The sequence below is a fragment of the Gordonia sp. GONU genome, from assembly GCF_024733855.1.
Classification (GTDB): domain Bacteria; phylum Actinomycetota; class Actinomycetes; order Mycobacteriales; family Mycobacteriaceae; genus Gordonia; species Gordonia amicalis.
The window spans coordinates 78,308-97,626 of the sequence record NZ_JANRHB010000016.1; the positions used below are offsets into that span (position 1 = coordinate 78,308).

The 19,319-nt window shown below is 66.7% G+C and carries 20 protein-coding genes and 2 pseudogenes; 13 read left to right on the forward strand and 9 right to left on the reverse strand.

The features are described from left to right. Positions 1-73: 73 nt before the first annotated feature. A pseudogene (locus NWF34_RS15575) lies at positions 74-1,149 on the forward strand (LLM class flavin-dependent oxidoreductase). A 106-nt stretch (positions 1,150-1,255) separates the two neighbouring features. On the opposite strand, the gene NWF34_RS15580 reads toward NWF34_RS15575, so the two are convergent. From NWF34_RS15580 to egtB, 3 genes are all read right to left on the reverse strand, one after another. Beyond that, on the reverse strand, positions 1,256-1,690 hold the full coding sequence (locus NWF34_RS15580) for a hypothetical protein (RefSeq protein ID WP_258325444.1): 435 nt from the start codon (positions 1,688-1,690) through the stop codon (positions 1,256-1,258). Positions 1,691-1,904: 214 nt separating this feature from the next. Beyond that, positions 1,905-2,915: an L-histidine N(alpha)-methyltransferase gene (egtD, locus tag NWF34_RS15585; RefSeq protein ID WP_258325445.1), complete on the reverse strand. Its 1,011-nt coding sequence runs from the start codon at positions 2,913-2,915 to the stop codon at positions 1,905-1,907. After that, positions 2,912-4,216 (reverse strand): ergothioneine biosynthesis protein EgtB, encoded by a 1,305-nt coding sequence (gene egtB / locus NWF34_RS15590; RefSeq protein ID WP_258325446.1) that lies wholly within the window; start codon positions 4,214-4,216, stop codon positions 2,912-2,914. The genes egtD and egtB overlap by 4 nt, the downstream gene beginning before the upstream one ends. A 179-nt stretch (positions 4,217-4,395) precedes the next feature. Between egtB and NWF34_RS15595 the strand changes: the two genes are divergently transcribed. Then, positions 4,396-5,151 carry a Clp protease N-terminal domain-containing protein gene (locus tag NWF34_RS15595; RefSeq protein ID WP_258325447.1) on the forward strand — a complete coding sequence of 252 codons (756 nt, stop codon included), beginning with the start codon at positions 4,396-4,398 and terminating at the stop codon, positions 5,149-5,151. A 5-nt stretch (positions 5,152-5,156) separates the two neighbouring features. On the opposite strand, the gene NWF34_RS15600 is transcribed toward NWF34_RS15595, so the two are convergent. Then, positions 5,157-5,651 carry a DUF5709 domain-containing protein gene (locus NWF34_RS15600; RefSeq protein WP_024500289.1) on the reverse strand — a complete coding sequence of 165 codons (495 nt, stop codon included), beginning with the start codon at positions 5,649-5,651 and terminating at the stop codon, positions 5,157-5,159. Positions 5,652-5,783: 132 nt separating this feature from the next. Between NWF34_RS15600 and NWF34_RS15605 the strand changes: the two genes are divergently transcribed. After that, complete coding sequence (locus tag NWF34_RS15605) at positions 5,784-6,356, forward strand: hypothetical protein (RefSeq protein ID WP_258325458.1); 573 nt, start codon at positions 5,784-5,786, stop codon at positions 6,354-6,356. Between the two features lie 91 nt (positions 6,357-6,447). Here the strand turns inward: NWF34_RS15605 and NWF34_RS15610 are convergent, their stop codons facing one another. After that, on the reverse strand, positions 6,448-6,879 hold the full coding sequence (locus NWF34_RS15610; RefSeq protein WP_258325448.1) for a DoxX family protein: 432 nt from the start codon (positions 6,877-6,879) through the stop codon (positions 6,448-6,450). A 217-nt stretch (positions 6,880-7,096) separates the two neighbouring features. Between NWF34_RS15610 and NWF34_RS15615 the strand changes: the two genes are divergently transcribed. Together NWF34_RS15615 and NWF34_RS15620 are read left to right on the forward strand one after the other, a co-directional pair. Then, entirely contained in the window at positions 7,097-8,464 is a 1,368-nt protein-coding gene (locus NWF34_RS15615; RefSeq protein ID WP_258325449.1) for a M1 family metallopeptidase, read from the forward strand. A 7-nt stretch (positions 8,465-8,471) separates the two neighbouring features. Then, on the forward strand, positions 8,472-9,758 hold the full coding sequence (locus NWF34_RS15620) for a polysaccharide biosynthesis protein (RefSeq protein WP_258325450.1): 1,287 nt from the start codon (positions 8,472-8,474) through the stop codon (positions 9,756-9,758). Here the strand turns inward: NWF34_RS15620 and NWF34_RS15625 are convergent. Next, complete coding sequence (locus NWF34_RS15625; protein ID WP_258325451.1) at positions 9,745-10,602, reverse strand: glycosyltransferase; 858 nt, start codon at positions 10,600-10,602, stop codon at positions 9,745-9,747. The genes NWF34_RS15620 and NWF34_RS15625 overlap by 14 nt on opposite strands. Positions 10,603-10,692: 90 nt before the next feature. Between NWF34_RS15625 and NWF34_RS15630 the strand changes: the two genes are divergently transcribed. The 5 genes from NWF34_RS15630 (at position 10,693) to NWF34_RS15650 (ending at position 14,243) form a co-directional block, all read left to right on the forward strand. Then, positions 10,693-11,394: a glycosyltransferase family 2 protein gene (locus NWF34_RS15630; RefSeq protein WP_024500295.1), complete on the forward strand. Its 702-nt coding sequence runs from the start codon at positions 10,693-10,695 to the stop codon at positions 11,392-11,394. Positions 11,395-11,401: 7 nt separating this feature from the next. After that, positions 11,402-11,767: a DUF2304 domain-containing protein gene (locus NWF34_RS15635; RefSeq protein WP_024500296.1), complete on the forward strand. Its 366-nt coding sequence runs from the start codon at positions 11,402-11,404 to the stop codon at positions 11,765-11,767. A 76-nt stretch (positions 11,768-11,843) separates the two neighbouring features. Next, on the forward strand, positions 11,844-12,386 hold the full coding sequence (locus NWF34_RS15640; protein ID WP_024500297.1) for an EXLDI protein: 543 nt from the start codon (positions 11,844-11,846) through the stop codon (positions 12,384-12,386). A 115-nt stretch (positions 12,387-12,501) separates the two neighbouring features. Continuing rightward, positions 12,502-13,440 carry an ABC transporter ATP-binding protein gene (locus NWF34_RS15645; RefSeq protein WP_258325452.1) on the forward strand — a complete coding sequence of 313 codons (939 nt, stop codon included), beginning with the start codon at positions 12,502-12,504 and terminating at the stop codon, positions 13,438-13,440. Between the two features lie 8 nt (positions 13,441-13,448). Beyond that, complete coding sequence (locus NWF34_RS15650) at positions 13,449-14,243, forward strand: ABC transporter permease (RefSeq protein ID WP_258325453.1); 795 nt, start codon at positions 13,449-13,451, stop codon at positions 14,241-14,243. A gap of 28 nt (positions 14,244-14,271) precedes the next feature. On the opposite strand, the gene NWF34_RS15655 is transcribed toward NWF34_RS15650, so the two are convergent. Both NWF34_RS15655 and rfbA read right to left on the reverse strand, forming a co-directional pair. After that, positions 14,272-14,889 carry a dTDP-4-dehydrorhamnose 3,5-epimerase family protein gene (locus NWF34_RS15655; RefSeq protein WP_258325454.1) on the reverse strand — a complete coding sequence of 206 codons (618 nt, stop codon included), beginning with the start codon at positions 14,887-14,889 and terminating at the stop codon, positions 14,272-14,274. 28 nt (positions 14,890-14,917) lie between these two features. After that, positions 14,918-15,793 carry a glucose-1-phosphate thymidylyltransferase RfbA gene (gene rfbA, locus NWF34_RS15660; protein WP_258325455.1) on the reverse strand — a complete coding sequence of 292 codons (876 nt, stop codon included), beginning with the start codon at positions 15,791-15,793 and terminating at the stop codon, positions 14,918-14,920. A 153-nt stretch (positions 15,794-15,946) separates the two neighbouring features. Between rfbA and rfbB the strand changes: the two genes are divergently transcribed. After that, positions 15,947-16,951: a dTDP-glucose 4,6-dehydratase gene (gene rfbB, locus NWF34_RS15665; RefSeq protein ID WP_258325456.1), complete on the forward strand. Its 1,005-nt coding sequence runs from the start codon at positions 15,947-15,949 to the stop codon at positions 16,949-16,951. A gap of 52 nt (positions 16,952-17,003) precedes the next feature. Then, on the forward strand, positions 17,004-18,023 hold the full coding sequence (gene galE / locus NWF34_RS15670) for a UDP-glucose 4-epimerase GalE (RefSeq protein WP_024500303.1): 1,020 nt from the start codon (positions 17,004-17,006) through the stop codon (positions 18,021-18,023). 4 nt (positions 18,024-18,027) lie between these two features. On the opposite strand, the gene NWF34_RS15675 is transcribed toward galE, so the two are convergent. After that, positions 18,028-18,864, reverse strand: coding sequence for a hydrolase (locus tag NWF34_RS15675; protein ID WP_024500304.1), 837 nt, complete (start codon positions 18,862-18,864; stop codon positions 18,028-18,030). Positions 18,865-19,057: 193 nt separating this feature from the next. On the opposite strand from NWF34_RS15675, the pseudogene NWF34_RS15680 reads away from it, so the two are divergent. Then, positions 19,058-19,319, forward strand: a pseudogene (locus NWF34_RS15680) (HNH endonuclease); the annotation flags it as partial.

A 19,319-nucleotide genomic window follows, 5' to 3' on the forward strand; every position in this document is an offset into this window, starting at 1 on the left:
AGCACGTCCCCCAGGCATGCACCATTAGCCGCTTATACGAAGTTGTGCCACGAACGGACAAAAGAGAGACGAGATGGAATCGCACACGGCCACGCATGAACTCGAGTTGGGCTTGGACACCTTCGGCGACATCACCGCCGAGCCCGATGGCACTCCGCGATCGGACGCACAGACCCTGCGGGACGTACTCGAGCAGGCGATCCTGGCCGACGAGGTCGGCGTCGACTTCCTCGGTGTCGGTGAGCATCACCGCTCCGACTACTCCGTATCCGCACCCGAGGTGGTGCTCGGCGCCATCGCCGCCCGCACCAGCCGCATCCGCCTCGGCTCGGCCGTGACCGTACTGAGCTCGGACGATCCCATCCGCGTGTTCCAGCGGTTCTCGACCGTCGACGCGCTTTCCTCGGGCCGTGCCGAGGTGATCCTCGGCCGCGGTTCGTTCACCGAGTCGTTCCCGCTGTTCGATTACGACCTCTCCGACTACGAGGAACTGTTCACCGACAAGCTCGCGCTCTTCGCCGAACTGCGCACCGGCGAGCCGGTCACCTGGTCCGGCTCGACGCGGGCCCCTTGCGTGCTCAGCCGGTGTACCCGCAGCTCGAGAGCCCGCCGCTGCCCACCTGGATCGCGGTGGGCGGCAGCCCCGAATCCGTGGTCCGCGCAGCGTCGTACGGGCTTCCGCTGATGCTCGCCATCATCGGCGGTGACCCGGTGCGCTTCCGCCCCTACGTCGACCTCTACCACCGTGCGCTCGCCGAGATGGAGCAGGACGTACTTCCGGTCGGCGTGCACTGCCCGGGCCATGTCGCCGACACCGACGCACAGGCACGCGACGAGTTGTGGCCGCACTACCGCGGGTACGTGGCGCGGATCGGACGCGAACGGGGATGGCCGCCGCCCACCCGGATCGACTTCGAGCGGTCGACGGGCCCCGACGGTGCGCTGTTCGTCGGGTCGCCGGAGACCGTCGCACGCAAGATCGCCTCGACGTCGAAGGCGCTCGGGCTGAGTCGTTTCGACATGAAGTACTCCCACGGCACCCTGGGCCATGCCGAGCAGATGCGCAGCATCGAACTCTATGGCACCCGAGTGATCCCTCGGGTGCGCCAACTGCTCGGCGACAACGCGGCAGATGCGGACTCGGTATGAACCGGTCGGGCCCTCTCTCATCGCCGCGTGCAGGCGCGCTGGGAATCGCCTGCCGAATCAGCGATCGCGGAGCACGACTCCTGCGCTCCGGCAAACGCGTGTCGCGTCAGTAGGGCACGTGCAAGCAGACGCCGTCGCTCAGGTTGTCGATGACAGTTCCTCGGCCGGCGACACGGAGCAGTTCGGTGTGCTTGACGGACCCATCCTGCCTCGCGCGGATCTGAAAGACCCCCACTCGCTGTGGTGTCCACATGGCAGTGGCCCAGGTATCGCCCTGCTCTGCTGTCTGGAGTGCTCGCCATGGTCCCTTGTTGCCCACATCGCGGACCTCGAAGTAGACCTTGATGCGATAAGGCGGCCAGTAGAAGGCCTCGGCTTCGTACTCACATCCGACGCGATAGAGTTCCCCCGAGCCGGCTGGATCGATATCCACCCGACTGATCGTGGCGTTTGCCGGTGCAGCAACCTGAAGGCCGACTGCGGCGACGATCGCGGAAAAACATAGAACAATCCGTACCCGAAGATCAGCTCGCCCTGCCATTGACATTCCCCTTCGACACTCGCGGACTCTGACGAAACAGCCTCCCCGACAGGCACAACCGCCCTGTGTCCCGTTCGATGTTTCAGGACGGGAAATGCCTACAGTTCTTCTACTGTAATCTTCTCGGTGGATTTCTTCAGCGAGTTCAGAAATGGCACTTTCCCGGGTACGGCATGTTCCACCACCCACTCCGCATACGCGGCGTCGGCTTTCCTCAGCGACGACCCAGCGTGAGCTGGAAATCGCCGGCCGGATCCGTCCACGACGACGCGACGTCGAATCCGGCCTCCTCGAGTTCGACACGCAGCGCCTGCGGTTCGAATTTGGTGCTGATCTCGGTGTGGATCTCGGTGCCGGCGGCCAACTTCCACGAACGTCCGAGGGTGCCGAAGTAGGCGTCGATGTCCCGCCGGGCACGCAGCCACATCTCGATGCGATGTTCGCCCGGGTTCCAGCGCGCGATGTGTTCGAAGTCGTCCGCATACAGTCCGCGGGCATCCAGTCCCGTCCGCAGGACCTCGATGAGGTTGCGGTTGAAATCGGCTGTGACGCCCGCCTTGTCGTCATAGGCGGCCACGAGTCGGCCGGTGTCCTTGACGAGGTCGGTACCGAGCAGGAAGAAGTCGCCGGGCGAGAGCGCTTTCGCCAGACCCTGATAGAACTCGCGCCTCGCCTCGGGATCGAAGTTCCCGATGGTGCCACCGAGGAACACCGCGAGCCGGGCGCCGTCGGCGTCGGGGAGATGGAGGTCGGGTTCGGTGAAGTCCGCGACCAACGGGACGACCTCGACGCCCGGATAGTCGGCGGCCAGCACATCGGCTGTGGTCGTGAGCATCTCGGAGCTGACATCCACGGGAACGTAGGTGAACCGCTCGGAGTCGGGGGTGGCGGCACTGAACGCGTCGAGCAGCAACCTGGTCTTGGTGGAGGTGCCCGAACCCAATTCGACCATCACCTCGGCATCCGTGGCCGCCACGATGTCGGCCGAATGCTCACGCAGGATCGCGGTCTCGCGACGCGTCGGATAGTACTCGGGAAGCCGGGTGATCTCATCGAAGAGCCGGCTTCCGCGCTCATCGTAGAGCCACTTGGTCGGCAGCGTCGGCGGGTCCTGCCACAGACCCGAAAGCGCGTCCGCGGCAAGTCCTGTCGTCGCCTCGTCGACTTCGGTACGCGTGTCGTCGCGCTCGGATGTCCTGGGCTGCGCTTCGCGCTCGGGAGTCATCGAGCGAGCCGCAGTCCCGAGAACACCCACCGCGACGCAGCGGGAAAGAAGTTGCGGTAGGTGATCCGCTCATGCCCCGGCGGCGTCACCGCGCTCGCGCCACGCAGGACGTGCTGGTCGGACATGAACTTTCCGTTGTACTCACCGACGGCCCCATTCGCCGGGACGAATCCCGGGTAGGGCAGATACGCGCTCGCCGTCCACTCCCACACGTCACCGACCATCGCGGAGCCGGCCCGGCCTGGGTGACATCGGCCGGGATCGAGAAGCCCGCCCCGCGCGTCGCCGAGTGTTCCGGCCGCGACCTCCCATTCGAATTCGGTGGGCAGTCGGGCGCCGGCCCAGCGGGCGTAGGCGTCGGCTTCGTAGAAGGACACGTGGGTCACCGGCTCGTCGGGCACGACGGGGCGGCGTCCGGACAGGGTGAAGGTGGTCCACCGGCCGTCCTCTTCACGCCAGTAACCCGGTGTCTGCCAACCGGTTTCGTGGATCTTCGCCCACCCGTCGGAGAGCCAGTACTCGTGACGCCGATATCCGTCGTCGGCCATGAACTCCAGCCAGTCGGCGTTGGTCACCAGCCGATCGGACACCGCGAAGTCCTCGAGGTGGACCCGGTGGCGGGGGCCCTCGTTGTCGTAGGAGAATCCACTTCCGACAGCGCCGATCTCGTGCACCCCACCGGAGAACTCCCGCCAGCCGAGCGGCGCGGACCGCCCGGGCACGTCGGGATCCCGGTCGACGTAGACCGGTCCGAACGCATGCGTCGAGAACAGGTGCTTGATGTCCATCAGCAGCAACTCCTGGTGCTGCTGTTCGTGGTTGCAGCCGAGCTCGAGCAATTCGAGCGCCGCGTCGTCGAATCGCCCGGCCTCGAGAGCCTCGACCATCGCCGCGTCGACGTGCTCGCGATAACGCGTCACGTCGCGTACGCCCGGTCGCGTGACGAGACCGCGATCGGGGCGCGGATGTCGTTCTCCCACCGTTTCGTAGTAGCTGTTGAACAGGTACCGGAAGGTCTCGTCGTACACGACGTAGTCCGGGTTCCGACGGAGGATGAACTCCTCGAAGAACCAGGTCACGTGCGCCCGATGCCATTTCGCGGGACTCGCCTCGGTCATCGACTGCGGCGTCTGGTCCTCGGGTGAGAGTCGTTCGGCGAGAGCATCGGTCAGCGACCGCACCTCGAGAAACCGTCGGACGGTGTCGGGACCGTCCGCCGTGGCGATACCCGGAGGCCGGGCAACCGGGGACTCGGGATCTGATCTCGGGTCCGGGCGGACGGTGGGTTCGGTGATGCTCACTGGAAAACCTCCCGTGGCAAAGGCGGTGGAGTGCGGCGGCGTCTTCGGCGGATCTCCGCATCCATCGTCACGACGGTTTGCATCCGTGTCAACGATGGCCGGCCTTGCCCCCCATTCGCCGAATGATCGATCGTCAACCAAGGGTTGACGAAGTTCGGCCGTCAACCTACGGTTGACGCATGACGAAGAACGCTGTTCCCATTCGGCTGGACGACCTCATCGCAGCGATCCGCAAGGTGCACGACGACCCCCTCGACCAGCTGTCCGACGCGGTACTGGCCGCGGCTCATCTCGACGAGGTCGCCGACAGTCTGATCGGCCATTTCGTCGACCAGGCGCGCCGCTCGGGCGCTTCGTGGACTGCAATCGGGGCCAGCATGGGCGTCAGCAAGCAGGCCGCCCAGAAGCGGTTCGTCGACCGGGTGTCGGCCGCCGGCGGCACCGACGGCGGCCTGGCCGGCGAGTCGAACCCGTTCTCGCGGTTCACGCCCCGCGCGGCGAACGTCCTGATGGCGGCCAACGGTGCGGCGGCCGCCGATCGAGCCGAGTACGTGACCCCCGCCCACGTGGCAGCTGCCATGACCGCCGAGCCGCAGGCCCTCGTCTTCGTCGTGCTGCGGGAGTTCGGCGTCGACCCCGATGCGTTCGCCGATGCCGTGGCACAACTCGTCCCGGCGCCGCGGGACGTCCCGGATGCCGAGGCATCGTCCGTCGTGCCCTACGACGCCGCCGCCAAGGCGGTCCTGGAGGCGACCGTCGGCATCGCCGTCGACCTCGGTCACAACTACGTCGGCACCGAACACCTGTTGCTCGGGCTGTTCGCCGACGATCCGGTGGCCGGTGCGCTCACCGGTCTCGGACTCGACGACAGCGCGATCCGCGACAAGATCGTCGCCACACTCGCGCAGTTCGGGGAAGCTCCGCCGGCCGAGTAGCCGAACTACTCCTGATCCGAGATGTAGTGCACCGCGGCCTCCTCGGCCGAGGCCGCGGCGCCGTCGATACCCGCATCCGCAGCCACTGCTTCGGCCTCCGTGTCGATCCCCGATCCCTCGTCCGGAGCGATCAGCCGGCCGGCCCGCCGGTCACCGACCTCGTCACCTTCGTCGAACTCGTCGCTGCGATCGGAATCGTGCGCACGCCAATCGGTTCGGGCGTGCTCGTCGGCAGTGATCTCGTCGAGCGGATCGACCGCACCGACGTCGGGCTCCTCCTCGGCCAGCCGCTCGTCGAGGGTCTCCCCCTCCGCCTGCTCGCGGACCGTGAGTCCGTGGATCGCCGCCTTGGGCGGGTAGTCGGGTGGCGAGTAGCCCTCGTCGAGGACGTCGTCGACGCCGCGGTCGACCAGGGTGTCCTCCGGCTGGAGCTGGTCGTCCTGGTCGAGGCTGAACTCGCCGTCGGAGCCTTCCGGGGTGCTGCCGATATCGTCCTTCACCCTTGCCACGATGCCAGCCGAACGGGGCGTGTGCCAGAGTTCCGCGGACTTGTCCGGTACACGTGACCTCGGGTGGTCCCAGTTCGGGCAAAGCGCCGGTGACCGTCCGTGGGATCGGCGAGAATGTCGAAGATGATCGAGGAATTGCAGGCCGAGGCCGAAGCCCTCCTCGCCGCGGGCGAATACGAGCACGCGCTGGCCGCGTTCTCCGTGCTCCGCGAGGTCAGAGCACGACGCGAAGGACCGTACTCGACGAAGTACCTGTCCAATCTGCACGACTGCGTCCGATGCATGTCCCAGCTGCAGTTGTGGATGGACGCCAACTACCTCTGCAGCGAGTTGCACGGCAAGTACGTGCGGACCCACGGTCGCGGGGAGGCCGACACCGTCGACGTCGCCAAACACTGGGCCTGGGCACTCGTGAACCTCCACGATTATCCGCCGGCCATCCGCCTCTACCTCATGACCGCCGATGCCCTCTGGGACGTCGATCCCGCTCAGGCACAGCGCCTTCTCGGTGCCGCGGTGATCCACCGGCACGACACCGACCCCCTGGCGATCCTCACCCCCGGCGTCATCGACGGGGTGGGGCTCCACCACGCCGACGAGGAACGGACCGTGATCTCGCGTCTGGTGGCCGAACTGGCCGACACGGACAGGGCGTCACGGAGCTCGGCCACCATCGACGGCTTCGCGATCGCCTGACGCATCGCAGAATCTCGCCACTCCCGCCCAGCCGCGCTGTTCGGGCCGGCGCAGCTGCACGGAAGTGGCGATCCTGTCTATCGTCGACGTCTCAGACCACCTCGGTCCGTCGGCGGCGTCGCCGCAGGAGGTAGCTGTCCGCGGCTGCGCGTCCGGCCGAGGTGAATCCCACCGCCAGCAGTCCGGCGATCAAGGCCAGCGGCCATTCGTAACCACTGTCGGTGTTCCAGAATCCCGCATCCCAATGAACGAAGACGATCGCACCGATCATGTCCGCGATCAGCAACGTGGCGACGATGGGCAGCAGGAGGCCCAGGATCAGCAGGATGCCGCCGACCAGTTCCACCCAGGTCGCGTAGTACGCGGCCAGATCCGGATAGGGCACGTCCATGCCGGCTGGACCGAAGGCCACCTTGGTGGCGTCCATCCCCTGTGTCACCAGCTTCTGCCAGCCGTGGGCGATGAAGATGATGCCGAGTATCAGTCGCGCGAGAAACTGCGCGACACTGCCGAATCCGGTCATAATGCTGCTCCTCGCATCGTCGGGCGGGCCTGGTTCCCCGCCGCCAGGTACTCTCACAGTGTCCGCGACGACGAGACCTCGTCGCGGGTGATACGCCGAAATCGAGTCATCAACCGCAACCGCACCGTGACCAAAGGAACCGCATCGTCGGCGTCCGATGACGCGGCCGGCAGCAGCGGCGAACATGCCATACGGCAGAACGGAGTAGGAGTCGAGAGTGCCGGGAAAGTCTGGCCCTGGGTCACGGGGGCACGCCGGGGAGCCCTTCCTGGGTGCACCGTCCGACGTCCTCGATCCCTACCTGCCGGACAACGGAAATCTCGGCTTCCGGATCTCGCGCTACGACCTCGAACTCGAGTACAAGGTGTCGAGCAACCGCCTCGAGGGCACCGCGGTCCTGACCGCGACGTCACATCGGGAACTCAGACGCTTCACACTCGATCTCGCCAGCTCGATGTCGGTACAGCGGGTCTCGGTGAACGACAAGCGCGCCCGGTACAGCCATCGACGCCACAAGCTGACCATCACCCCCGACACCCCGGTGCCGCCCGGCGGGGCGATGACGATCACCGTCCGCTATCACGGCAACCCCCGGCCGATCCTTGGCCCCTGGGGCGAGGTCGGCTGGGAAGAACTGACCGACGGCTCACTCTGCGCCAACCAACCCAACGGCGCGGCGTCGTGGTTCCCGTGCGACGACCATCCGAGTGCCAAAGCGCCGTACCGGATCTCGATCACCACCGACAGCCCGTACCACGCACTCGCCAACGGCGTACTGGAGTCCAAGCGGGTCCGTGCTGCGCAGACCACCTGGGTCTATCAGCAGGTGGAGCCGATGCCGACCTACCTCGCGTCCATCCAGATCGGTCAGTACAAGCAGGTCTCGTTGGCCAGCAAGCCTTTTCCCGTGATCGGCCTCATCCCGTCCCGCCTCGAGGAGAACTTCGGGATCGATTTCGGCCCGCAGACGGAGATGATCTCGGTGTTCGTCGAGATGTTCGGACCGTATCCGTTCCCGCAGTACACCGTCGTCGTCACCGACGACGAGCTCGAAATCCCCATCGAGGCACAGACTTTCTCGACGTTCGGCGCGAACCACTGCGACGGCAGCCGGGACGCCGACCGTCTCATCGCCCACGAGCTCGCCCACCAGTGGTTCGGCAATTCGGTGACCGCGGCACGCTGGCGCGACATCTGGCTGCACGAGGGATTCGCCTGCTACGCCGAATGGCTGTGGAGCCAGCGGTCGGGCGGTCGCAGTGCCGACGAATGGGCACGCCACTACTACGAGAAGCTCGATGCGAACCCGGTGCGGGTGCCGCTGGCCGACCCGACCCCGCGCAAGATGTTCGACGACTGGGTCTACAAACGCGGTGCGCTCACCCTGCACGCCTTGCGGCTGAGAATCGGCGACGGCGACTTCTTCGCGCTCCTGCAGCGCTGGACCGAGAAGTACCGCTACGGGTCGGTGACCACCGAAGACTTCATGGCGCTCGCCGCCAACCACTCGTCGAAACCGCTCAAGGACCTGTGGGACGCCTGGCTGTTCACCCCGGAACTGCCGCCGTTCCCCAGTCCGTCCTGAGGATCCGATGACGGACGTGCCGGCACCGACGCCGGAGACGCCTTCCGGCGCGGCCGGAGAAGTCGACACCGACGCGCGTTCGCTGGGACGCGTCACCGTCGCGACGCTCATCGCCGCCGCGTCGGGCTATCTGGTGCTGCTGCTGGCCGCACGTCACCTCGGTGCGATCGGGTACGGCGTCTTCGCGGTGTTCTGGGCGGCCTACGGTCTCGTCACCGGTGCACAGAACGGTCAGCTGCAGGAGACGACGCGCGCGGTGCGCGCGGCATCCGGTGGTGAGGCCCGGTCGCGGCCGCTGGTCGTGAACATCGGGATCGGCGCCGGTCTCGCCGTACTGGTGGCCGCGACGTCACCGCTGTGGAGCGGCGAGGTGTTCACCGACGAACGCCGGCTGTCGGTGGCATTGCTGGCGATCGGGGTGGCGAGCTTCGCGGTGTACGCGCACTTGTGCGGCGCGCTGTCCGGGATGCTGAGCTGGTCGTCGTTCGCGGTGCTGCTGTCGGTCGACGCACTGATCCGCCTGGCCGGTGCCGTCATCGCGGTGGCCGCCGGCTGGGGCACGACGGCCTTCCTGATCGTCACCGTCATCGGTTCGGTGTCGTGGTGCCTGCTGCTGGTCGGGTCCCCCGCTGCCCGACGCGCGGTCGGGATCGGCGGAGACGTACCCCCGCGCCGGCTCACGACCAACACCCTCACCGCGATGGCCGCCGCCGCCGCGAGTGCCGTTCTCGTCATGGGCTTCCCCGTGCTGATCAACCTGACCGCCAACCTGCGCGGTACCCCCGGCGCCGACGAGGCCCGGGTGATCGGCGCACTGATTCTGGCGGTGACCCTCACGCGTGCACCGCTGCTGGTGCCGCTCAACAGCTTCCAGGGCGTGCTGATCTCGCGCTTCGTCGATCACCGTGACCGGCGGCTCGCGGCGCTGGCCGCCCCGCTCGGCATCGTCGGCATCGTCGGCGGGGTCGGGATCGTGGCCGCGTGGCTGGTCGGGCCCTGGCTGCTCCGGTCGGTCTTCGGCGCCGACTTCGACCTCGACGGCATCGTCGTCGCATTGCTCACCGCCGGCGCCACCTGCCTCGCCCTGTTGACCGTCACCGGTGCGGCCGCGATCGCCGCAGGTGCCCACCGCTGGTACGCCACGGGCTGGTGGGTCGCCACCCTCGTCGCCGTCGGGTTGCTGCTGATCCCGGCCGACGTCGAGGTCAGAACGTGCGTCGCGCTCGTCGTCGGCCCGCTGGTGGGGCTCGTCGTGCACATGGTCGGGGTGCTGCGGCGGCCTATCGCCGGTTGAGCCCCGTCGAAACCTTGCCTGCCACCGCCCCCACCCGCGCTTGCAGGCGATTGAGCCGCGACGTCGCGTGTAAGCGCGCTGCCCTGGCCGCTCTTGGCCAACCGCGAGCCGCGCACCGTTCCGCCTCGGCGGCGAAGAAGCGGTTCTCCTCGTCGAAGCGACGTCCGTCGACGGCTTGCACCGAACTCACCGACCCACTGTGGCGGCGGTAGGAGAAGACGACTTCGGGGTCGTAGACGAGTGATCCGTCGTCGGCGGCGAGGTCGACGAGAAGCGCGAGGTCGAGGACGATCTCCAGCCCGGGCCGGAACCCGACCTCTCGCACCGCGGCGGTCCGCCACAGCAATGACGGAAAGTACGTCCAATTGCCGTGGTACAGGCTGGTCGCTAGGCGTTCACCGGACAGCACCGTCGCGTTCGAGGGGGCCAGGACGCTCTTCATCCGGTCCCCCAGCGGACGCACCGCCTGGCCGTTCTCGTCGATGACGTCGACGCCCGGCGCGATGACCGACGCTTCCGGGTGATGCCGGGTCAACGTGCGGACGGTCGCGAGGTAGTCGGCGTGCATCACGTCGTCGCAGCCCATGACGACGAACCAGTCGGCGGTCACGAGCTCGACGCAGCGTCGGAAGTTCCCGTTGACGCCGAGGTTGGTGTCGTTGCGCAGGTAGCGGACACGCGCGTCGTTCAGCGAGGCGAGCCATTCGCGGGGCGTCGGGTCGGGATAGCAGTCGTCGACCACCACGAGCCGCAGGTCCGGGTCACTCTGATCGAGCACGCTGGTCACGGCCTCGCGGAACTGCGCGACGTCGCCGTAGAAGGGCATCATCACGTCGATCGGCATCCGACCAGACTAGCCGGGCCGAGCCGGGCGGTTCCTCTCCGAGGCCGCGGAATGGGAGTACCGCGACCGGCCGGGTTAGGGTTGTTCACCATGGCCGAACCCATCACCAATGCCGACGTCTGGCTGGTGGTACCCGTCTTCAACGAGGGGCAGGTGATCCGGGAGGTCGCGGCAAAGGCCCGCGAGACCTTCCCCAACATCGTCTGCGTCGACGACGGCTCGTCGGACAACTCGGCCGAGGAGATCAGGGCCGCCGGCGTCCACCTCGTGCGCCACCCGGTGAACCTCGGGCAGGGAGCGGCCATCCAGACCGGCGTCGAATACGCGCGCAAGCAGCCCGGCGCCCGCTTCTTCGTCACCTTCGACGCCGACGGACAGCATCAGGTCGACGACGTGTCGGCGATGGTCGCCCGCCTGCGGACCGAACCGGTCGACATCATCGTCGGCACCCGGTTCGCCGAGGGACGCAGCGAGTCGGTCCCGCTGCTGCGCCGGATGGCGTTGCGCACCATCGTCTTCCTGAGCCCCCGCACGCGACGGCTCGGATTGTCCGACGCGCACAACGGACTTCGCGTCTTCAACAAGAGGGTCGCGGACGATCTCGACCTCCTGATGAGCGGGATGAGTCACGCGTCGGAGTTCATCGCGCTCATCGACCATCACAAGTGGCGGGTCGCTGAGCAACCGGTCACGATCCTCTACACCGAATACTCACGCGCGAAGGGACAGTCGCTGATCAACGGGGTCAACATCGTCGCCGACGGCCTGTTCCACACCCGGATGAGGAAGTGAGGAGTCGATGATCTGGTTCCAGATCCTGGCGATCATCGGCCTGCTCGCACTGGTCGGCTTCTTCGTCGTCAACCGCGGCACCGCCCGATCGTCGGCCGGTGTGAAGATCCTGTTCGTCGCGTTCGTGGGTTTCGGCCTCTACGCGATGCTGCGCCAGGACGACGTCACCTGGGTCGCCAACAAGATCGGCATCCAGCGCGGCCTCGACCTCGTGCTGTTCCTGCTGGTCATCGCCTTCGCGTTCACCACGGTGTCGACGTACCTGCGGTTCCGCGACCTCGAGGTGAAGTACGCACGGCTCGCGCGCGCCGTCGCGCTGCAGAACGCCGAGAACCAGAACAGGCCCGGTCAGGACGCGGCCCCCGAGGACTGATCGGGCATAAGTCGCCGGAAGATCCGAGTTCGACGCACCCCTTGCGTCTACGTATACGTCTACTTATAGTGGGTTCATGCCCAACAAGACCATCTACGTCTCCGACGACGACATCGCCGTCCTCGAACGCGCTCAGCAGGTGTCGGGCGGTAACCTCTCCGGCGCCGTCGTCGAGGCACTCCGCGCGTATGTGCGGGCCGCGGACTATCGCGACGCCGGGTACGACGAGATCGTGCTCCGGGACGGACCCGACGGCGTGCGTCGGAAACGGTTCTTCGGTCGACCCCTCGCCGAGGAGACCGAGTACGACGAGAACACCGGCAACGCAACCAAACTCACCGCCTACGAGGGACGCACCGGCAAGATCGTGCTGTCGATCCACTTCGTGGACTGGAACAACTACGGCGTGACCCGCATGCAGAAGACCGGCAACTGGCTCAAGGACCTCACCGGCATCCCCAGCGTCCGCAGCCTGTTCAGTGCCGAACTCCCCGACTGGGGCGACTACACCGTCGAGATCGTCGACGACATCGAGGGACTGCGAAAACTCGTGCCCGAGAGGTTCTTCGAGCGCACCGCGGCCGCACTGGCACCCGACGTCGAAGACCTCGACGTGTAACGCCTCACCGTAACCGACCACTCCCCCAGAACATCCCGGCGACGCCCCATCGGGCGCTCGTCTGTCAATACATGCATATATGCGCATGTCCTTATTCGTACGGAAAGGAACAGCAATGTCCGATCAACCCGCCATCAGTGCCTCCGGTCTTCGAAAGGCCTTCGGAGACAACACGGTTCTCGACGGTATCGACATCTCGGTGCCCGCCGGCAGCGTGTTCGCCCTACTCGGCCCCAACGGGTCCGGAAAGACCACCACGGTCAAGATCCTGTCCACGCTCGCACAGCCGGACTCGGGCGAGATACGGATCGCGGGACTCGATCCCGCCTCCGACCGCGATGCGATCTGCGCCCGGATCGGCCTGACCGGCCAGTTCGCTGCCGTCGACACGCTGCTCACCGGACGCGAGAACCTCACGATGGTCGCCCGACTCCGGCATCTGCCGAAACACCAGGCCCACGAGCGAGTGGAGAAGCTACTCGCCGACTTCGACCTCGTCGACGCCGCCGACCGCCGCGTCGCCGAGTACTCCGGCGGGATGACCCGCCGCCTCGACCTCGCGATGACCCTCGTCGGCGAACCGTCGATCATCTTCCTCGACGAGCCGACGACCGGCCTCGATCCCCGCTCTCGCCGCACCGTGTGGGAGACCGTCCGCGGACTCGTCGCCCGGGGCACGACCATCTTCCTCACCACGCAATACCTGGAAGAGGCCGACCATCTCGCCGACCGCATCGCCGTCCTCGATCGCGGCCGGATCGTCGCGGAGGGCACCGCCGCCGAACTCAAACAGCTCGTGCCCGGAGGTCACATCCGGATCGGTTTCGCCGACGCCGACAATTGCGAGCGCGCCCGCCGCGCGTTCTCGTCGTCGATCGACGGGCAGGAGGAGAACAGCCTCGCTGTCCCCTCCGAGGGCGGGATCGGAGCGATCCGCGACGTCCTGTCGACCCTCGACGCCGCGGGCATCGAGGCCACCGGCATCTCGGTGCACACCCCCGATCTCGACGACGTGTTCCTCACCATCACCGGCCGGTCGGCCGCCACCCTCTAGGAGATCCGATGTCCACCACCCTCGCCTTCACGCTCTCCGATTCCTCGGTCATGGTTCGCCGCAACCTCGTTCGGCTCCGGCGATACCCCACGATGATGTTCTCCACGATCGCGATGCCCGTCGTCATCCTGCTGATGATGACCTTCTTCTTCGGCGGCGCGATCGAGAGTGCACTGACCTCCGACGGCCCGCTCGACGGGAAGTACATCAACTACCTGCTGCCGGGGCTGCTGCTCTTCGTGCCGTCGTTCCTCACTGTGGCGGTGGCGGTCTCGGTCAACCAGGACGTCACCGAGGGCATCATCAATCGTCTGCGCTCGTTGGCCACCCCGCCGACGGCGATCCTCGCCGGTCACTTCGTCGGTGCCCTGATCCAGGGTGTCGTCGCGGTGCTGTTCCTGCTCGCCGCCGCCTTCGCACTCGGTTTCCGTTCGGAGGCAAACGCTCTCGACTGGCTGCTCGCGGGCGGCCTGTTGCTCCTGCTGACGGCCGGCCTGGTGTGGATCGCCGTCGCCATGGGCGTCGTCGCACCGAATCCGGAGAGCGCCAGCAACATGCCCCTGCCGCTGCTGTTCCTGCCCTACCTGGGCAGCGGGCTCGTGCCGACCGACAGCATGCCGAACGGGGTGCGGCAGTTTGCCGAGTATCAGCCCTTCAGCCCGATCGCCGACACGCTGCGCGGCCTGCTCATGGGACTCGACATCAGCGATCGCTGGCCGTGGGCACTCGGCTGGTGCGTGGTGTTCCTGATCGTCGGCTACTTCTGGGCGGTCACCGCATTCCGCCGCTCGACCGCCGGCTGAGCGGGCGGTCGTCCCGAGTCCGCGGCGCTCAGTCCGCCAGCGAACGCAGGTAGGCGGTCACGTCGTCGTGGCGCGGGAGCAGTCCCGACGCCGCGGCTTCGTGCAATCCGGGTGCGGCGGTGTCCTTCTCGGAGAGTTCGTACTCCAGCGGCGAACCATCCCGCGCGGTGGTCGGCCAGTCGATGGCGAGGTCGGGGTCGAGTGGGTTGATGCCGTGTTCGCCAGACGGGTTGTAGCCGGTGGAGCAGAGGTAGGTGACGGTCGAGTTGTCGGCCAGCGCGCAGAACGCGTGCCCTAGCCCTTCCGACAGGTAAACCGCCCGACGGTCGACGTCGTCGAGCAGGACGGTGTCGTAGGTGCCGAAGGTCGGGGAGCCGACGCGGATGTCGACGATGACGTCGAGGATGGCACCCGACGCGCAGGTGACGTACTTCGCCTGTCCCGGCGGAACATCGGCGAAATGCACACCGCGCAGCACACCAGCGGCAGATACCGACAGATTGACCTGCGCGAGGTCGAAGCGGTGCCCGATCACCTCGGCCAGCAGGTCCCCCTTGAACGCCTCGGCGAACAGTCCCCGTGCGTCGCCGTGCTGGACCGGGGTGAGTTCCCACGCGCCGTCGATCGTGAGCGGTCGCACCTTCATGGATGAGCCTTTCGCGTCGGATGTGTACTCAGAATCCCTTGCCTCGCTGCAGGAGTTCGAGCAGGTAGTCACCGTAACCGGACTTGCGGAGTTTCTCCGCGCGAGAACGGAGCTCGTCGTCGTCGAGCAATCCACGACGCCACGCGATCTCTTCGGGCACAGCGATCTTGAGGCCTTGGCGTTGTTCGACGGTGCGCACGAAATTGCCGGCGTCGAGGAGGCTGTCGAAGGTTCCGGTGTCGAGCCAGGCGGTCCCGCGCGGCAGGACGGTCACCGACAGTTTGCCGCGTTCGAGGTAGTGGGCGTTGATGTCGGTGATCTCGTATTCGCCGCGTGCGCTGGGTTTCAGGTTGCGGGCGATCTCGACCACCTCGTTGTCGTAGAAGTACAGGCCGGGCACCGCGAATTTCGACTTCGGTTGTGCCGGCTTCTCTTCCAGCGAGATCGCGGTCCCGTCGGCGTCGAAGTCAACGACACCGTAGGCCTCCGGATTGGACACCCAGTAGGCGAAGACCGCTCCGCCGTCGACGTTCTCGAAACCCTGCAACCGGCTGCCGAGACCGGGTCCGTAGAAGATGTTGTCGCCGAGCACGAGTGCGACCGACTCGTCGCCGATGTGGTCGGCGCCGAGGGTGAAGGCCTGGGCGAGGCCGTCGGGCGAGGGTTGGGTCTTGTAGGTGAGGTTGATACCGAACTGGTCGCCGTTGCCGAGCAGTCCCTGGAAGGCGGGCGCGTCGTGCGGGGTGGTGATGACGAGGATGTCGCGGATACCGGCGAGCATCAGCGTGGAGAGCGGGTAGTAGATCATCGGCTTGTCGTAGACCGGGACGAGCTGCTTGCTCACACCCTGCGTGATCGGGTGCAGGCGCGAGCCCGTACCGCCGGCCAGAATGATCCCTCGCATGCGCCACAGCCTAGTGCCCGACGCTCCGGCTCACTGCGCGCCCACCCGGGGGCCCTGGCCGGTCCCCATCCGCGTGGCAAGCTCGTCACCTCGGGTCGGGGTGCCGATCTCGGTAGAGTTGCGTCGACGAATACCTCAGGCGGAAGGATCGACGTGCGTGTTCTCGTGACCGGTGGTGCCGGTTTCATCGGCGCCAACTTCGTGCTGCGCACGCTGGCCACCCGCCCCGAGTGTTCGATCCGGGTGCTGGACAAACTCACCTACGCCGCCAATCCCGAGACCCTGGCTCGGGTCGCCGACCGGGTCGAGCTGATCGAGGGCGACATCGCCGATGCCGCCCTGGTCCACCAACTGGTCGGCGAGGCCGATCTGGTGGTGCACTTCGCCGCCGAATCCCACAACGACAACTCCCTGGCCGACCCCTCGGCGTTCGTGCACACCAACCTGGTGGGCACCTACACCCTGCTCGAAGCCGTCCGCGCCCATCAGGTGCGCTATCACCACATCAGCACCGACGAGGTCTACGGCGACCTCGACCTCGACGACCCGGCGCGTTTCACCGAGCAGACGGCCTACAACCCCTCGAGCCCGTACTCGGCGACCAAAGCCGGCTCCGACCTGCTCGTGCGCGCCTGGGTGCGCTCCTTCGGCGTGGCCGCCACCATCTCCAACTGCTCCAACAACTACGGCCCGTACCAGCACATCGAGAAGTTCATCCCCCGCCAGATCACCAACGTGCTCTGCGGGGTACGCCCCAAGCTCTACGGCGACGGCCGCAACGTGCGCGACTGGATCCACGTCGACGACCACAACGACGCGGTGTGGACCATCATCGACCAGGGTCGGATCGGCGAAACGTATCTGATCGGCGCCGACGGCGAGGTCGACAACCGCACCGTCGTGGAAACCATCCTCGAACTCCTCGGCCAGCCCGCCGACGCCTTCGACTTCGTCACCGACCGCCCCGGCCACGACCGCCGCTACGCCATCGACTCCACCCGCCTGCGCACCGAACTCGGCTGGCAACCCGACTACGTCGACTTCCGCGCCGGCCTGGCCGCCACCATCGACTGGTACCGCGACAACACCAGCTGGTGGCAACCCGCCAAAGACGCCGTCGAACAGAAATACGCCGCCACCGAGCGGGTGACGGGCTAGTTCGCGGCCGGTCGTTTGGCGTTCTCGCAGTTCCGCCCCCTACGGTGTTCACATGCGCGTACTCGTGAGCGGCGGCGCGGGCTACATCGGCTCGCACACCGTGATCCAGCTGGTCTCCGCCGGACATGACGTCGTCATCGTCGACGACTTCAGCAATGCCAAGCCCACGGTCGTCGGTCGGCTCGAGGCCTTGAGCGGTCGTTCCATCCCGGTACACGCCTTCGACCTCGCGGACGTGGACAAGACCGAGCACTTCTTCGCCCACGAGGACGTCGACGCGGTGATCCACTTCGCCGGGTACAAGGCGGTCGGTGAGTCGGTGGCCAAGCCGCTGGACTACTACCAGAACAACCTCGGCACGACGTTCTCGCTGTTGCGGGCGATGGAACGCCACAACGTGCACACGCTGGTCTTCTCGTCGTCGGCGACCGTCTACGGCGCCGACCCCGAGTTGCCGATGACCGAGGACCTCCCGACGTCGGCGACCAACCCGTACGGCTGGACCAAGGTGATGATCGAGCAGGTGCTGCGCGACGTCGCGGCCAGTTCCGACGCCTGGCGGATCGCGGCGCTGCGCTACTTCAACCCGGTGGGTGCGCACCCGAGCGGTCAGATCGGTGAGGACCCGTCGGGCATCCCGAACAATCTGATGCCATTCGTCGCGCAGGTCGCCGTGGGCCGGCGCGAGAAGTTGTCGGTCTTCGGCGACGACTACGACACCCCGGACGGCACCGGCGTTCGCGACTACATCCACGTCGACGACCTCGCGGCCGGACACGTCGCCGCACTGGACCGCATCAGCACTGGTCATACCGGCATGTCGACGTGGAACCTCGGAACCGGACAAGGCGTTTCGGTCCTCGAAGTCGTGCACGCTTTCGAAAAGGCGAGCGGCAAGCCGATTCCGTACGAGATCGCACCGCGCCGGCCCGGTGACATCGCCGCGTCGTACGCCGATCCCACCCGCGCGAACGCCGACCTGAACTGGCACGCCACCAAGACGATCGACGACATGTGCGCCGACACCTGGCGCTGGCAGTCGGGAAACCCGACGGGCTATCCGGACGCCTGAGCCGTCACCGATCGGCGTACGGATCGTCGGGATCGACGGTCTCGTCGGTGGCCCACCCGATGTAGCGGCGGGCCGACGTCTCGACGACCTCGCGTGCGTTCTCGTCGACGACGACGCCGAACGCGTCGTACAGTCGATCGAAGGGTAGTGCCGTGACCCGGTCGGCGATCTGACGAACGAGTCTGGGCGACAACGGGATCATGTTCGGGTAGCTGCGCATGAAGGTCACCATCCCCGGCTGCATGACGCCTTTGATCGTGTCGCCGGTCAGCAACGCTCCCCGACCGTCGGCGGCACCCGGCAGGTGCAGGACCGCGCTACCCGGAAAATGCCCGCCGCACTGGATGATTCGCACCCCGTTGAGGATCTCGGCGTCGCCGGACCAGAACTCGACGACAGGATCCGGCCGGGTCAGCCATCGACGATCGAGATCGTTGTAGTAGACCGGCACCCCACCGAACCGGTGACTGAGAGACACACTGGCGCCATAGAGGTGCGGATGACTGGCCGTGATGGCTGCGACGCCGCCGCATTCCACCAGCCGGTCGACGAGAGAGGGACCGACGAAACCCGGTGGTTCCCAGAGGATGTTTCCCTGCGAAGTGGCCACCAGGAATCCCTGCTGGCCGATGCCGACCGACGGCCTCAGCGAAAGTCGGGTGAGGCCCGGCTCGACCTCGGCGACGTCGAGCGCATTGTCGGCGTCCTCGTCGAGTCGGGTCCACTGTTGTCCGCTTGTCGGAATCCACTGCCGGTCGTCGTCGCAGATCGGACAGACCTCGGGAAGGTCCGCGTCGGGCGCGTACTCGTTCGCGCAGAAGACACACATCCACGGCTGCATGACTCGACGCTAACCCCGTTGCCAGCCTCGGGCCCTGATCTCCGAGGGATGTGGTCCATCGGACCGACGTGGGTCAGCACTATATCAGTGCATACCGACAGAAGATTTGCACACGAACTCCATCGACAATCGATGCACGCCTTGATATTCAGGTGTACGATCGAACATACATTCGTAACAACGGCATCGGGGGGTGACCGTCTTGCTCGAGATCTCGAACTCCGACGTCGTGCCGTCGAGCCGCGCCTCCGAACTCGTGCAAGAACTACACCGGATCACCACCGAACTGCAGACCGTCGACCTGACACAATGCTCCGATGCCGAGCTCGTCGACGTCGCCGCCGACACCGAACGCGCCATCGCCCGACTCACTTTCGCCGGCGACCGGCAGATCGTCGAGATCGCCGACCGCGACCTGCCCCACAAAACCGGGCACCGCAGCATCACCCAGTTCA